At 60.6% G+C, this 14,719-nt stretch carries 14 protein-coding genes; 5 read left to right on the top strand and 9 right to left on the bottom strand.

All coding sequences use genetic code 11. From position 1 onward, the window contains the following. Nucleotides 1-42: 42 nt before the first annotated feature. The 6 genes from FIV09_RS19825 to FIV09_RS19800 form a co-directional block, all read right to left on the bottom strand. Nucleotides 43-2,043 carry a type IV secretory system conjugative DNA transfer family protein gene (locus FIV09_RS19825; RefSeq protein ID WP_152453353.1) on the bottom strand — a complete coding sequence of 667 codons (2,001 nt, stop codon included), beginning with the start codon at nt 2,041-2,043 and terminating at the stop codon, nt 43-45. An 8-nt stretch (nt 2,044-2,051) separates the two neighbouring features. Beyond that, nucleotides 2,052-4,385 (bottom strand): relaxase/mobilization nuclease domain-containing protein, encoded by a 2,334-nt coding sequence (locus FIV09_RS19820; RefSeq protein ID WP_152453351.1) that lies wholly within the window; start codon nt 4,383-4,385, stop codon nt 2,052-2,054. After that, complete coding sequence (locus FIV09_RS19815) at nt 4,372-4,965, bottom strand: helix-turn-helix domain-containing protein (protein ID WP_152453348.1); 594 nt, start codon at nt 4,963-4,965, stop codon at nt 4,372-4,374. Before FIV09_RS19815 ends, FIV09_RS19820 begins: the two co-directional genes overlap by 14 nt. Before the next feature lie 561 nt (nt 4,966-5,526). Then, nucleotides 5,527-5,733, bottom strand: a complete 207-nt coding sequence (locus tag FIV09_RS19810) for a hypothetical protein (protein ID WP_007120662.1) — start codon at nt 5,731-5,733, stop codon at nt 5,527-5,529. A 357-nt stretch (nt 5,734-6,090) separates the two neighbouring features. Further along, nucleotides 6,091-7,296: an SH3 domain-containing protein gene (locus FIV09_RS19805; RefSeq protein WP_254702482.1), complete on the bottom strand. Its 1,206-nt coding sequence runs from the start codon at nt 7,294-7,296 to the stop codon at nt 6,091-6,093. Nucleotides 7,297-7,398: 102 nt separating this feature from the next. Continuing rightward, complete coding sequence (locus FIV09_RS19800) at nt 7,399-8,328, bottom strand: DUF2493 domain-containing protein (protein WP_152453344.1); 930 nt, start codon at nt 8,326-8,328, stop codon at nt 7,399-7,401. 637 nt (nt 8,329-8,965) lie between these two features. Between FIV09_RS19800 and FIV09_RS19795 the strand changes: the two genes are divergently transcribed. The 5 genes from FIV09_RS19795 to FIV09_RS19775 all read left to right on the top strand — a co-directional run bounded on the left by FIV09_RS19795 (nt 8,966) and on the right by FIV09_RS19775 (nt 12,823). Next, a complete protein-coding gene (locus FIV09_RS19795) occupies nt 8,966-9,424 on the top strand; it encodes a hypothetical protein (protein WP_152453342.1) in 459 nt (152 codons plus the stop codon). 210 nt (nt 9,425-9,634) lie between these two features. Next, nucleotides 9,635-10,153 carry a helix-turn-helix domain-containing protein gene (locus tag FIV09_RS19790; protein WP_152453340.1) on the top strand — a complete coding sequence of 173 codons (519 nt, stop codon included), beginning with the start codon at nt 9,635-9,637 and terminating at the stop codon, nt 10,151-10,153. Then, nucleotides 10,137-10,751 (top strand): DUF3800 domain-containing protein, encoded by a 615-nt coding sequence (locus tag FIV09_RS19785; protein ID WP_152453338.1) that lies wholly within the window; start codon nt 10,137-10,139, stop codon nt 10,749-10,751. Before FIV09_RS19790 ends, FIV09_RS19785 begins: the two co-directional genes overlap by 17 nt. A gap of 304 nt (nt 10,752-11,055) precedes the next feature. Next, complete coding sequence (locus FIV09_RS19780) at nt 11,056-11,733, top strand: hypothetical protein (RefSeq protein WP_152453336.1); 678 nt, start codon at nt 11,056-11,058, stop codon at nt 11,731-11,733. Nucleotides 11,734-11,758: 25 nt separating this feature from the next. After that, on the top strand, nt 11,759-12,823 hold the full coding sequence (locus FIV09_RS19775; protein WP_254702480.1) for an ImmA/IrrE family metallo-endopeptidase: 1,065 nt from the start codon (nt 11,759-11,761) through the stop codon (nt 12,821-12,823). A gap of 177 nt (nt 12,824-13,000) precedes the next feature. Here the strand turns inward: FIV09_RS19775 and FIV09_RS19770 are convergent, their stop codons facing one another. The 3 genes from FIV09_RS19770 to FIV09_RS19760 all read right to left on the bottom strand — a co-directional run bounded on the left by FIV09_RS19770 (nt 13,001) and on the right by FIV09_RS19760 (nt 14,718). After that, a complete protein-coding gene (locus FIV09_RS19770) occupies nt 13,001-13,729 on the bottom strand; it encodes a DUF736 family protein (protein WP_152453334.1) in 729 nt (242 codons plus the stop codon). 124 nt (nt 13,730-13,853) lie between these two features. Further along, complete coding sequence (locus FIV09_RS19765; RefSeq protein ID WP_090525091.1) at nt 13,854-14,156, bottom strand: hypothetical protein; 303 nt, start codon at nt 14,154-14,156, stop codon at nt 13,854-13,856. A gap of 100 nt (nt 14,157-14,256) precedes the next feature. Beyond that, the gene (locus FIV09_RS19760; RefSeq protein ID WP_090525089.1) at nt 14,257-14,718 is read right to left on the bottom strand and encodes a hypothetical protein; all 462 of its coding nucleotides are present in this window, start codon (nt 14,716-14,718) and stop codon (nt 14,257-14,259) included. Nucleotide 14,719 lies beyond the last annotated feature (1 nt).

The raw sequence follows: 14,719 nt of genomic DNA, 5'->3' as shown, positions 1-14,719 counted from the left end.
CCGTAAACCGCCCCGGTCGACCGGCATACGACCCTCGCTACCCTATCGGGTTACCAGCTTTTGACCACCTTCCTCCTGCAGCATCGCTTCCATGTCTTCTAAGCCATCGACTGCAGAGCGCATCTGCGCCTCATCATCCACGCGCACTGTCTCGGTATCCGCGACCGGGCCCCCAAAATCCATCTCCATCTGTCGCTGTTCCTCCGCGACGACGGCGTAAACGACAGGCGCAGTCTTTTTTGGTGCGACGTCGGTTTGCCCTGACGTTTGACTACCCGCTTCTTGGCGTGTGGTCTCCACAACGGCGTCAGACCCACTTGGTCCGTTCGCGGGCGGAGTCATCGGCATGGCGCGCACGCTCAGCGGCAGGTTCCCCTGCGGCCCCCCTCCTCCCGGCTTCGGAAACGGCAACTCCCCCGTCTGTGCCGCGTGGATTGCCTTGAACAGCCGATCGTCGAAGTACTGGATCCGCTTTGCCCGGACCGGCATCTGGGCATCGATGACCATGACTATCTCGTCGAGCGGCAGGCGGCGCGCTTCATCTTCAGGAAGCAAGGAGCTTTCCTCGGTCCGTGTTGATTGGCTGCGCCCCTCGAAGGGGTTCTTGCCGATGGATTGCGACCGCGTGACCACGGTCTTCGTGGTCTTGCCGACCGCCTTGCTCAGCTCCTCGACGGTCTTTTCGTCAGAGGGCGTGAGGTAGAGCTTCACGCCGGCGTTACCCTGCAGGGCGCGGCGGGTGTTCTCGCCGTAGATTTCATCGAGGGCGGGGATGGTTTGCGTGACCACGGCCAGATGACCGCGATAGGTCCGCAGCGTCTCGATGCTCTCGACCACGATCGGCATTTTGCCCAAGCGGTTGAACTCGTCGAGCATGATCATCACGGGCCACGGCTCGTCAGGCCCCGGGTCCTTTTCCTGCATGGCGGAAAGAAGATCGGAGAAGAAGAGGCGGATCAGCGGCGCGAGCGGTTTCACCATCAGCGGCTGGACCACGAGATAGACCGAAAAGGGCTTCTTGCGGATCGTCCGGAAATCAAAATCCGAGACCGCCGTCGCCTCGTCTATGGCAGGATTCTGCCATTGGTCGAGCCCCGAGGTCATCAGGAGCGAGACATAGGAGGTCAGCGTGTCGTTATTGGTCGAAGCGAGCCGCGTGAAGATCAGTTTGGCCGCCCTGTTGTCGACCTCGTGGCCCCGCGCGAAATACTCCTTCTGCTTGTTCCCGCCCGAGGCCGCGATGCGGTAGATCTCGCCCAGGGTCGGGCGCTTGCGCTGGAAGGCCAGCAGGCCTGCCGCCACGAAGAGATCGATCCCGCCTTTGAGGAGGCCCTGCACCCGGTCATTGTCGCTCTGCAGGAAGAGCGTCGCCAGAAGCTGCAATTCCATCTGCTGGCGCGCGGGGTCTTTCAGTTGATAGATGCGCAGGAGCGGGTTGTAGCGATGCGTGCGCTTGCCCTCCCAATCGGTGGGGGCAAACCGATAGACCTTGTCGCCCTGTGCTGCGCGGTGGCGGGCGGTGGCCTCGAAACACTCGCCCTTCACATCAAGCGTCACGGCAGAGCCTTGCCAGGTCAGCAGGTTCGGAATGACAAAGCCCGTGGTCTTACCGCGACCCGTGGGCGCCACGATCAGCGCATGCGGGAAGACCTTGGAGCAAATGTATTTTGCGCGGGAGCCGGGCGTCCCCAGCTTGCCGAGGATGAAGCCGGTGCCGGGCGCGCCAAAAAACCCGTTGGCCTTCATCTCGCGCGCGCTCTGCCAATGGGTTTGGCCAAACCGTGTCAGAGCTGAACCTGAGAGAGCGAGGCTCAGCATCATGCCAGCGGCGGCGAAGCTGCCGATGATCAGGTGAATAAGTTGCGCGTCCTCCGGGCGGCGATCGCGGATCCCCATGTAGTTCTGCGCGATATAGGCGAAGTCGATCTCGGCCCCGAAGCCGAGATCCTGGTAGGTCAGCACCGCCGAGGCGATGGTATAGCCCATGGCGGCGGTCACCAGCGTTACCAGCAAAACGCCGGTCGCGATCCGCGCCTTTCCCATGGGCGCGCTCAATGGACCTGGCCCCGCTCAGTCTCGCCGTCCACGTCTGTCGCGCGGTGTTTTTCATACTCGGCATCGGCCAGATCATCGACCACTTGACGCAGGGCCTCGGTGTTGGCCGTTGCGGCATCGGATTGCAGGTAGACCTTGGCGACATAGAGCCGGTCGAGGCGGTCCTCGAGAACCTTGTCCAGCGCATCGGCATCGCCGGATGTGAGCCGCGCAAGTTGGCGGTCATCCAGCACCCGCGCGATCTCGCCGCGGAAAGCGTCCCGCTCCGCCTCGGTCTCGAAGGGCGCGGACAACTCCCCCGCCCGCTCATGGTCCAGGACACGCGCGATTTCGTCTGCGAGAAGGTCGGTACGGTCAGTCTGCGGCGCCGTTTCATCGCGGGTGGCTAGACGTTCGTCACGCGTGCCAACCCCAAGCCCCTCGCGCAACTCGTTGTCGCGGCGAACCTGATTGATGGCCTCCGTGTCCCGCATATCGACGACGTCGGCATAGGTCGCGCCGAGCCCACGGGCGAGGTGGGACGGCATGTCTGGATAGCGCGCGCGCAAGTCCTTGGTGACAGCATCCGCAACTGGGGTGCGGACATCGCGACTCTCCATGATCCGGTCGACCTCGCGGGTGATCTCGCTGGCGCGGGCCGCATCGGTGATGGCCTCCCTGTAGGGTTCAGACCGGTCGATCACATCGCCCGGCCGTGCCAGCAGCTCCGGGTGTTTCTCGAGATACGCGCGCTGCTCCGCCTCAACCCGGTGCTCCGCCCTTGCCACAACCTCCCAGTCCCGGTCCTCGATCTGCTGCGCTGTCAGGCCGTCTGCGCGCATCTCCTGACGGATTGTCCCTTCCATCGCCCGGACCGCGTCCTCGTGATAGTGGAACCGCTCGCTGACCGGTTCCGCTTCCATGACGCCATCCCGACGCAGCACGTTCTCCCGTTCCAGAAGCGTGCCAAGCGCGACATGCACATCGTTGAGAATGTCGCGCGCCTGCTCCAGATCGGCGCGGCGTTCAAGGGTCAGATCGCGCGCCTCAGCTACTTTGGAGAGATCATTGGCGATCCATTGATGCTCGAGCGCTGCATTTGAGGCGCCCGTCTCGATCCGGGCCACCACTTCCGATGTGCTGATCCCGGTGCCCCGTAGTGCCGCGTCAATGCGCGATCTCAGGTCGGGCTCGGCCAGTCGCTCGCGCTGGCTGGCGTCAATATTGGCCTCGGAATAGATCCCGCCCTCCGAGGGGGTTTCTGACAGCGTGGATGATCGCAAACCGAGAGGCTGCATGTGCTGGACCTGCGTCTGGATCTGGATGAGGCGTTTTTCCAGCACAGGACGTTCCGCATCGGACTTCTCGGCGATCATGCCCTGCACCCGCGCGAGCTTTTCCGCATAGAGGCTTCTCAGATCCTCGAAACTTTGATCCTCGGCCATGTACACATCTCCTGTTCGGTCCACCTGCCCGCCATGCGCCAGCACCTCGCCCGCGCGGAAGAGGGCCGCAGCGATGTCTTCCCGCGCCTCGCGCGAAGCCTCCGCGGCAAGCGAGTGGTAGACAGTTCTTGTGTTGGCGATCTCCGCCAGCGTCCGCGTCAGGTCCTGCCCCACGCGTTCCCGTTCGCGGGGCGCGCGGCCCTCTTCCCTCGCCGCATAGACCTCGCTGGTCCGGGCGGGGTAATGCACGACGCCGCGATCCACCCGGCGCGCGGCTTCCAGGCGCACGCCGTACTTCTCCGCCTCCTCGACCATGGCGAGGCGGAAGTCGTCATAGTTGAAGCGATGGTTGCGCCCGAGGAAAAAGAACTCGCCTTCCTGCGAGCGGCGGTTCAGCACCAGATGCGCATGGGGGTGATCGCGGTCCTCATGCACCGCGATGATGTAATCGAAATGCCCCTCATCAGTCTGGAAGAACCGCTCGGCTACATCCGTTGCGATGTCGCGCACATCCTCGCCGCGCGTGCCGATGGGGAAGGACATGAGCATGTGGGTGGTCTGGCCAAGCTTGGGTTTGAAGCCTGCATCCCACCGCTTAGCAAAGCGCTCGGTCAGATCCTTGATGTCACCCGCCTCGAGCTTTGCCTTGCCATCCAGAAACCCGCTACTGTCCACGATATGGGTGGACTTGGTGGTGAGGTACTCGAGCTGGTTTGTGAGCTGTGATTTGGTATGCGTACCGCCGCCCCGGATCGCCTTAAAGACGGCTGGCCGATGCCCTGCCGCCGCGCGCACAAGCTGGCTCTGCTTGGCGACATGCAGCCCCTGCATCGAGCCCCGGATCCGGCTCCAGCCGTCCCGGAAGACCTCGCCCGTGACGGCATCGACGGCATCATTCAGCCGCATGGGCAAACTCCCTCAGCGCGGCCGTGGCCTCCAGCTGCATCGCGTCCCGACGGCGGCGCAGAAGCAGGTCGATCTCGTCAGCACTGTCTAGGATGAACCGCGCCAACCTGCGCATCTGCGCGAGGCGCAATTCGGTGAACGCGGCACGCGTGCCACCGTCAGTCCCCTGCCCCATCCGGTTGGCCCGCGTCATCTGCTTGGCGATCTGCGCGACCCCATTGCCAACCTCGTGCAGAGAGGCGCGGTAGCGCGCCATCTCTGCTGCCATCTGCGCGTCCGGAACGAACACCCCGCCTGCCGCTTGAATGAGCCGCCGCAGCCCCTCGGCCCGGCTCTCGATCCCCGCCTTCGCCAGTACCTCGTCGAGCGCCTCAAGCTCCTCAGCCGTAACCTTCACACTGACTGCTGAGACCGGGATCGCGGCATCCGTCTGGCGCTCGGCATCGGCTTTGAGCGTGTACTGGATCGCCCGCACCGAAACGCCAAACCGTTCCGCCAGCACTGAAGTGGAAACGCCTTCCGCAGCTTCGCGAACGATCTCCATGCGGTCCGCATCTGTGAGACGTTTTGAGCGCGACATGCGAAGAAAGACCCCCTATTTCCTGCCACCTTCCACCAAGGCTGCCCCTACCTTACGATAATATACCTAGCTGTCAATTATATACTTACGTCGTATTCAGGCTCAGGCAGCCTTGGTGTCCGCTTGACGCCGCGGCCCGCAGGGACGCGGCTCTGCCGCCCTCACCACCAGCACAGCCTCCAGCTTCAAAGGCCCCTTCTCCAGCACCGCCCGAGGGTCTGGACGAACACGCATGTGTTCGGACGGAACCGCGGGCGGGCGCAAACCCCACCGACAGGGCGGACAGTCAGGGTCAAGGCGGGCCAGATTTGGCTTGCCAAATCTCCGCCGCAAAAACCGGGAGGCCCTGGCCGATAGGTTTTTGTGGATGGCCCCCTTGAGGCTGACTGGCCGGTCTGTCGCGGCCTGATCATTTCGGGGGGAGTGCGTCCGTTGAACGCGCAGCGGCCGACGGCTTCGTGAAGTCGCCTCGGGCGATCTGACCGCCGGTGACGGCATCCCTGGAACAGGGATCGGGCCGCCCCAAGATCGTCCCGGGGCGGCCCATCCTCGTCAGAGGATTCAGTCCTGAGGGTCCTTTGCGCTCGGCGGGAACATCACCAGCTCCGAGACCGCGACCGGGAAGTCGAGCTTGAGGCTGAAGAACTCCGATCCGTCCCCGTTGCGGGTGTTGCGGAACATCGCGCCCACGCGCTGAAAACGGGTGCGCTCCTGGCCATCGGTGTCGGTGAACTTGACGGGGACGGTGGCGACGTAGTGGTTGGTCATTTGGGTTACTCCTTGTTGCGATGGGGATCACCCGGCACGGGGGCAAGAGGCCCGGTCGCAAGCGCAAATGCGGAGGGTCCGCGGCTAGCCGTGGAAGCCGTATTTGGGCTTGCCGGAGCGAAGCGCAGGGCACGATTGGGCCGACCCCGTGCGATCCACATCTATGAGCAATAAGGAGAGACCCGATTTTGTGCCGCCACTTTGCAGTCGCGTTCGCACCCGTCGATACCGGTCTGAGGTGGCTTGGTTCGTTCTGATCCAATGCATCTGGATAATGATCCGTCACGCGCACCACACAGCGGGTCAGCGTTCAGCCGCGCGCGAAGATTCGTCGTCTGTGTTGGGTGAGTGCCCCTGCTATCGGCACCAGGGTTGAGGGCGTGGGGGACAGCTGGTGCGACCACATCTGTACGGCACGGCCAGACCTTCAGCAATGAGCGTGCTGCCGACGTCCCGACCGTCAACGAACAACGAGCCGCAGAACCGCCCAAAGTTGCACTGATCCGTGCCCTCTGTCCCGGGCCGGCAGGAACAGGCCACGCGCTCAAATTCAATTGATGTCGCACCCCGCACTAATTGACCTAGACGCGCAGTCGCGCGATCCCCGACCTCACGCTCTGCAGTGCAGGCTGGTCTCCATGTCTCAGGCGCGTTAAATCCAACGAGACGCACGTTCGCTCTCAGGCCTCGAACATTGATCGTATCACCGTCGATGATCCGCACATCGCTGGCGCGAAGCGACCGGTCCTGCGCAGCGGGTCGCTCTGTAGGTGGTGCCACCGACGACAAGAAGCTGGAAGACATCCAGCCCGTACCAAAGTTGGATCGAATCTGGGTCCACTGCCCCTCATCGCGCAGCGTTTCGACGCGGGTCCCCTCGCTCAAGACACCCATCACGGCATTCGAAGTAGACGGTCCAGCACGTTGATTGACACGTGTCCCTATCACATAGACGTAAGCGGCGTCGGCAGTTTGCGATGAGGGAACAGCTGACGGATTGTAGGGTGTGGATCGCGTGTTCGATGATTCAAACAATGATCCAACCAATGCGAAGAATCCGTCAGCGATCACCAACGGCACCATGATTTGGCGTTGAGCCTTGCGCACGGCCCGCCGAGGTGCATTGATCGCGCGGGTCACGGAGACCAGACGGGGTCTTGCCTGACCCGTTCTAGTACTGCGCTTCGGTGCTGGTTGAGAAGTTTTGTGGTCGGCTGCTGCCCTTGTCTGGGCCGGTTTTTCCCGTTCCAGTTTCAAGACTTTGTGCAGGCTCGCATACTGCGCTTTGCTCAGGCGCGTCTCCGTTCCATAACGCTGAAACCGTTCAGCCATGTTTGTGAGAAAAGACACTTCCCAATCGTTTGCCTGCCCGGACCGCAAACGCGCATCAATGCGTGATTGGATCTCTTTGGTGCGTTCCGGAGAAAAAGGCATCGAGGAAAAACCTGTTCGGGTGTTGAGCTGCGCAACAAATGTCTTCTGCCGCACGGCCACATTAAGCTGTGATTGCATCGAGATACCATCCAGCCATTCCCAAAAACAGATTGGCCGGATTGCAGTCATCAAGACTTTTGCTACCCGTTGCTGGAGTTCGCTGCGACACCCCTGAGGTTCGCAAACATTTGAGAAACGACGAAAGGGCCGCCCGAAGGCGACCCTCTATGTTCACGTCTCCGCGGTCTTCTTCGCCGGGTCCGCAACCCGCATGACCGTCAGGCCTTTCGCTTCTGCCTTCTGCCCGAGGTTCAGCGCGACCCCGTTGCCGCCGAAGAGTACAACCCCCGTCGCCGCGAACTTGTCGTCCAGCATCTCGTCGTTGCACTTGAACGGTGCCGCCCGCCCGTGCGCGGACCAGCGCGGATCGAAGCGCGCCTGCGCTACCCCGCGTGCCCGGGCCCACCGAGCCGCAATCATCTCCGCCCCGTGCTTGCCACCCTTGTGGCAGAGGAATATCTCCTGGTTGCGGTTTTGCCTGATCCGCTCGCGAACCTTGTCGAGCGTGTTGAAGATCACCTCGACATCGGTCCAGTCGGTGGCTCCCGAGACGATCAGGGGCACCCCCTCGACTTTCGACTTCTCGGCGGTTTCACGGTCGTGCTGCTCCAGGAGCTGCCGCGCCTCGAAGACCGCCCCGGTCTCTTGCGCCCGGACGCTTGCCCGCGATCCGGCTGCCGGGATGAAGGCGTGGCCCGTTTCGATCTCGTAGCATTCCGCTGCGGCCTCGCTCATCACCTCGATCGCGCCGACGATCTCGCGCAGCTGCAGAAAGCGCGCCTGCGCCTCTTCGAGCGCGGTCTCGGCGATCTCCGATCCGTCATGGGATTTTGCCAGCGCGCCGATCTTGTCGGCGGTGCGGTCGACCTCCTTGCCAAGCGCCACCTTGCGGCGCTGCAGGATCGTGGCGAGCCCATGGGCCAGCGGTTCGATTTCCGCTTCAAGCCCGGTCCCGCGCAGCGGGCCAAGCAGAGCCTCGAAGCTCTCGCGGATGATGCGGTCGGTCAGGATGTGATCTTCCGGGATCGGCAGCTGCGCGTCCTTCTCGGTCAGCCCGAAAAGTTCGATCGTCTCGTAGGTGTTTGCGGTGTCGTAAGCCATGTCTGGTCTCCAGTGTTCGGTTCCTAGGCCACCACGTGAGTGTGGGGGCATGGCCGAATGCTTGGTTTCCGAATCTGCCCGGGTCAGGGACGGCGCAGCCGCCGGCTTGCCGGGCGCAAAAGTTTTCTGCGCGCAGCACCGGACACATGCGCGCCCTCACGCACGGGACCATCCCGCGCCACATGCCCCGACCTCGCCGAAAAGTTTTGCGATCCTTGACGCGGGCTGATTTGGGGGCCATCCGGAGGATATGCTTCCGCACTCATGTGTGTGTGTTATGACGGTAGGTTTGACCGACCCGAGCAGGCAAACGGCCCGACCGGACGCGGGAGACGGATGGAGTGGCGGGATCGTTTTGCTCTCAAGCAAAACAGACCAGAGCGCAATCCGGCGGAGCGGTCGGGGAGGGACGTGCTCGCGAGGCGGGCAAACCGGGATGCCAGGCGCGACGCCGCGGTGAGGCCGCATGGCCGAATGCGCGACGGACCGAAGGGCCGTTTTCCCTTGCGACACGCGAAGCCGAGCAGGGGAAGCCGGAAGGCATCGGGCGGTACGATCAAAACAGCGAAATTCGTAATGTTTCAGTTGCTTAATCCGTTGTCAAGGAACAAGATGGGAACAAACAGGACACCGAGCAATGGTTGATGACATCGAAATGCCCTCTGAACTGTCGGAAGCACTTCGACTGCAAAATGAGATAGACCGGGCGGAGGCCGGGCAGAAGGCACCAGTGTCTGGCTTCACCTACAAGGGTGTGCGGCTTAAGAGCAGATGGGCGGTCCTTCGTGAGCTGGAGGATATGAAGCGCATTGTCGATGCCATGCCCGAACTCATGTCTCGACGCCTCGAAACCATCTGGTGCGACTCCAAAGCCGGCGCGACCTACACCGTGACCGTAAAAGACAGACTCTGGGTTCCCGATATGAAATGGGCAGTCTCGGACGCGATCGTGGACACGGTCGGCGGGCACAACGGAATTTACATTGACGGCGACACACCCGCCGGAATGGAAGTTGACCCGTATTGGCCGGACGACTACGCTCGAGATCGGGATTCAACGGGCGAAAAGAGCGCAAAAGCCCCCATTTCACGTTGACAGGTTTTCCACCCCACGGGTAGGGTGAGTTTCCATACCCACCTGTGGCGGGATATCGTACACCTAAGTATCGTGTTCCAATAACCGCGAGTCAGGGAGTAGCGGAATACCGATATTCGGGTGGGGTGGAAATTGCAGCACCCGAAGGCCCGGCCAAGCCATTGAGAAGACGCCCAAGCCTCCGTAGATCGAATGACAAGGAGGCCCGCAATGGCAAAGACAACCACGACCAGAACAAGCAAGACGCGCAAGAAGGCGCCGGAAAAATCCTCGACCGAACGCATCTTCGGACCGAAAGTCTATTCGCATGGGTATACAGGCGTTCCAAATATTCTGCTGCGCGCGCAAAACCGGCTGGGGATCACCCCGACCCAGTTGACCATCATCGTCCAGCTTCTCGGTTACTACTACGATCCGCTCCGCCCGCCTTTCCCGACGAAGCGCGATCTTGCAAAGCGCATCGGCATCACCGAGCAGACGATCAGGATCAACATTAAAGCGCTCGAGGAAGCAGGGCTCGTCACGCGCGAACAGTGGAAGACCAGCGCCGGTGACTACGGGCCGAACCGGTACCACCTGACCGGGCTGATCAACAAGCTGAAGAAGCTCGAACCGGATTTCGAGGAGGAACGGAAGGAGCGGGAGGAAGCCCGAGCCCTGACAGAGACACCGCGCGCCAGAGCCAGCGCCCGCGCCAGAAAGGCCAAGGGCGATGGCGGCACAAAATAAGCGCATCCTCTGTTTCATCGACGAATGCGGAACCGCCGGCGAATCCGGCTTCGCGCTCGGATGCGTGATGGCCTGGGCGCGGGAGTGCGGACGCGCGGACAAATCCTTGAGCGATTTGCTGGAGCCGAATGCGAACGAGCTGCATGCGGCGAATCTGAGTCGTGAATATCTGCAAAGTCTTCTGGCGCGCTTCGCACAAACTGACCGCCCCGAGGGCATGATTCTGATGAATAGGCTAGGAACGGTCACGGAGGGCACTGCGCCGGCGATCTACGCCGGAAATGTCATCGAGACTGTCAAGGTCGCCGTCGGGCAGTTCCGGAAGCTGAACCGGATTCGCGGCCGGGGCGTCGGCAATGTGGAACTCATCCTCGATCTGAACCATCACAACACGGACCCCGAATGCCAGCGGATGATTTCAGAGGCGTGCCAGAATGACGGGCGATTTAAGGCAGTGAATCGCATCAGTCAGATCGATTCCGCAGCATCGCGCCTTCTCCAACTCGCTGACGTAGTCGCCTATGCGCGCACGTGGATTCACAAGGGCGAAGAGAATGCAAAGGGTCTACATGAGAACTACGGGATCCGGGTCCTTTGAATCAGAAAAACCGCCCTTAGGGCGGTTTTTAGGAGCGGCTTGCAACCGAACCATCTGCGGTTCGGGTCACCGCGACGCTCGCCCTGCACACAGCATGACGGGTCGCCGACAGGTCTCTGTCTGAGATTTAGATAGCATGTGTGGATTAAAATTTCAACTACTCCCATCCGAACGACCCACCCAGAGGTGTATAAGAAAATATTCGCCGCGTGAATATTTTTTGAATATTTTCTGGACATATGGCGTAGGGTGTGCGATCTAAGGTGCGAGGCGCGAGAAATAAAACAGCAAAAGGCGTAGAAACTTGAACCGAGACAACGCACTGCAGGCGGCGCGCGACCAGTTGGAAGCATCGATTTGGGACCTTTTGAGCGAGCTTGAAAATTCGCTAGCGTCTCTCGCAAGCGTACCGCACATGAATATTGAGTGCCCTCGCGCTATAGGATCAGTCTTGAACTCAGCTCTTCCAGCAGCAGCTCAGGAGGCTGGGATCGAGAAAGACGGGCTTGAAGTTAAATACTGCCGCAATGGACAGTGCAACAAGATTTCCGGGCACGTGAAATCGGGCGGCGAAACCTTCCCCGTCAGCCTAGAGCTGCATCTGTCCGGTCCACGTGGCGGAACGACAAAATCGAAACATCAGTTTGCATTCTCGGAACCCGCCGTATGCGACATTGAACGTCAGCCGTCGCTTATCGATTTTGATGTTAACGCGCCTGAGAGACTGCTGCTCTTTGTGGCGTGTCATCTCAGCGGCACAGGCGTGGCGGTGTCACGAGCGTACTTGAAATTTGCGGATGGCGTAGATCAACGAATGATTGAGTTGTACCGCCCAGCCGAAGGAGCGTCTAAGGCATCCGCAGATGTTGGGCCTGAACAGGGCCCGCGCGGCGCAATATTGAAAGTGAAGAGACCCGAGGGAGACAAGAAAGAAGATGGCATCAAAACAGATAAACGGGGGGATGCTGCTTCTAGCTCGTAAGAGACGACGGAAGACTCAAAAGGAATTGGCCGCAGAGACCAGAGTCGCACAGGCGGCGATCTCCAGAGTCGAAAACGGTACAAAGGACGTGCTGTCGCATGAAGAGATTCAGTCGATTGCGCGCTCTTTGGGATTCCCAGTTAGTTTTTTCTTTGAGCAGGAGCCGCTCTACAAAACACCCCTCAGTATCCACGGCGCGGCTTTCCGCAAGAAGTCGGCGGTTTCTGCGAAAGATCAAGGTGCAGTCGTCGCGCTAGCAAATCATCTTGTACTGCACTTGCGCAGAATGCTTGAAGCAGTCGACTTGGAGCCCCAGTTCCCATTGCTTCAGTTTGAGGTTGTGGATGACAAGTCGAGCGTAAGCGAACACGCCCGTGCCGTTACTTCTGCAGCCGAAGCGGCTCAAAAAGTCCGAAAGTCGTGGCAGTTGGACGATGGACCTTTGCCGAATCTCGTCAAGTACATTGAAGCTACCGGTGTGTTCGTGGTTCAAGGCGATTTTGGCGGTGCCGACATTGACGGCGTAACCATTAGGCCCCCAGGAATGAAACCGGTGGTGGTTCTAAACGAAGACCGGCCCGCCGATCGGAAGCGGTTTAGCCTTGCCCATGAATACGGCCATGTGATCTTGCACCCTTTCCCGTACGACGCGATGGAAAAGGAGGCCAACGAATTTGCCGCTGAGTTGCTCACTCCTGCCAGAGGAGTGCTACCAGATCTCAAGAAACCGTTGACCATTCCAAGACTTGGGCAATTGAAGCTGAAATGGCGTGTGGCAATGGCAGCATTGATCTACCGCGCTAAAGCGCTGAACGCGATAACCGATCAAGCTGCGACGTCTTTGTACAAGAAGATGAGTTACTACGGCTATCGAACGCGAGAGCCTGATGAGTTTAGTATTGAACATGAACAGGGCTCTTTATCAACTCAGCTCTTGGAATTGCACACAGAGGATTTGGGATACTCGTTCGACGAGTTGGCTGATGCTTTAAGAACTTTCCCAACTGAATTGGCAGAGATGCACGGCCTGAAACCGCCAGACCAGCGCCCGAAACCAAAACTGAAGCTGGTTATTGGAGGCGAGCTATGATCGATTTTGCACGCTGAGTTGGACGTGTCAGGCACAATATAGACGACCGCAATAGCTTCCAACCCGTCCACTTCTTTTGTTGCAGCTATTCGCTTTCGCACAGTCCAAAAAACAAAAAGGGGAACCGTGATCCCACGGCTCCCCTTTCAGTTTAGATCGTCTCACCTTGCGCGCCGATTAGGCGACCAGCGAGAGCCCCGCGCCCGCGTCCTGCGGCTGCTCACCGCTGTCGATGAACGGGATGATCGAGAAGGTCTGCCCGCCGCGCTGTTCTTCGTTCTGCACGGCGTTGACGCGCAGGTCGCCATCGGGCGTGTTGATCAGCAGCGACAGGTAGTCATTGCCCGTGCGGCGGCTCTTGGCCATCCACGCCGAGCCAACGCGGATCGGTGTGCCCCGGGGCGAGCTGACCTCGATGCGGTAGTCAGGGTGGGTCTCCTCGGTCTTGTAGCTGTTCTCGATCAGCATGAACTCCAGATCGAACATCATATTGGCGATGTAGCCGGTGAAGGCGTTGTCAGCGTCCATGGCGGTGAGCTCGCCCGAGATCGAGCCGGATTTCATCAGACCGTTCGAGACCAACGGGATGATCTCGAATTCGCCGCTCTGGGCCGCGCGCGCCTCTTTCGTCTGCACCGCGTTGACCCGGAACGGGCCGAGGCCCACATCGATCTGCATGGAGATGTAGGGGTTACCGCTGGTATTGCCGGTCTCGTTCCAGGCTGTGCCGATGCGCACCTTGCGGCCCGACTTGTTGACCGCGGTTACATCAAAATCCGGGCTGCGTTCGGACATCTTGGCCCGTGCCTCGAGCTGGATGGCAATGTCAAAGCGCGTCGAATGGATCATGCCGGTGTATTCGGCGGCTTCGGTCTCGACATTGCGGGTGAGGGTTCCTGCGAACATGGGATGGTTCCTTTTGGATTGGCCGGTGCCTGACGTTTTTGCCAACGCATCCGGGATTGCTTTCTCGACCCCTTGAGGGATCACAAATCAGAAAGCCTGCTTTCCTTTCAGCCCCGCCCACGGGTCAAAGCTGCCGTCCGAGTGGGAATGCCCCCGCGCCTCCGGGTGCTACGCCCCTCCCCTGCCCGTCTGGTCTTGATTGGTTGCCCGGATTTTCTGCGGCGTCCTTCGATTGCGCGACGAAAAACTCCGTTTCTTTTCCGTTCAACCGGTGCCCGCCCCGGTCGGTCAGACCGATGCAGCTACCATTCGGCACATAGGTGATGAGGTACTGACCGAGCCGGTCCTTGTGGACGACGTAGCCGGTATTGGCCCAATGCACGGTCTGGCCCGCATCGACGGCCGCCTTGATATCATTGAGTGTCATGCGATCCTCCTCAAGAAGAATGGTGGGGAAACGACGCAAGAAGCCCGATCTTCCAACCGGGCTTCCATACAGTATTCGTTTGGCAAACGGCCGAGAGCTGTCAGGCGCTTTGCGTGGCCCGCGTCGCGCGCGCCGCCATCCAATCTTTCAGGCCAAGAACCGTTCGTCCGGCGGCGACCTCGGAGGCCCAGGCAACCCTTGGGTCGCCGCAGGGCTCATCGCCGGAATGCCGGTCGATGTGGCCATTGGCCATCCATGGCTCAGGCTGTATCCGTCGCAGCCAGTCCGCCATGCTCGGGATGCGGCCCTGGCAGTCTTCACGGATATGCTGCTCGCCGATCCAGCGCACGGGGATGTCGCGGCCCGCACTATTGGTCAGTGTCAGGCCAAAAACCCGTTCGGCCTCAAAAAGGCCTTGCGCATGGTGACGCATGGCTCTGTGCGTGAAGAGCGCGAGGTGCTCTTTGGAAGCGTCGAACCAGTCGTGGACGGCTTGATAGTCGGACGGCACCCCGCCGAATTTCCGGGCAGAGCTTTCGGCATGATGAAGCGGATGGGCCATC

The organism is Roseivivax sp. THAF197b (assembly GCF_009363255.1).
GTDB lineage: Bacteria > Pseudomonadota > Alphaproteobacteria > Rhodobacterales > Rhodobacteraceae > Roseivivax.
The sequence above is the reverse complement of the archived record's forward strand: the minus strand, read 5'-3'. Positions and strand labels throughout refer to the sequence as shown.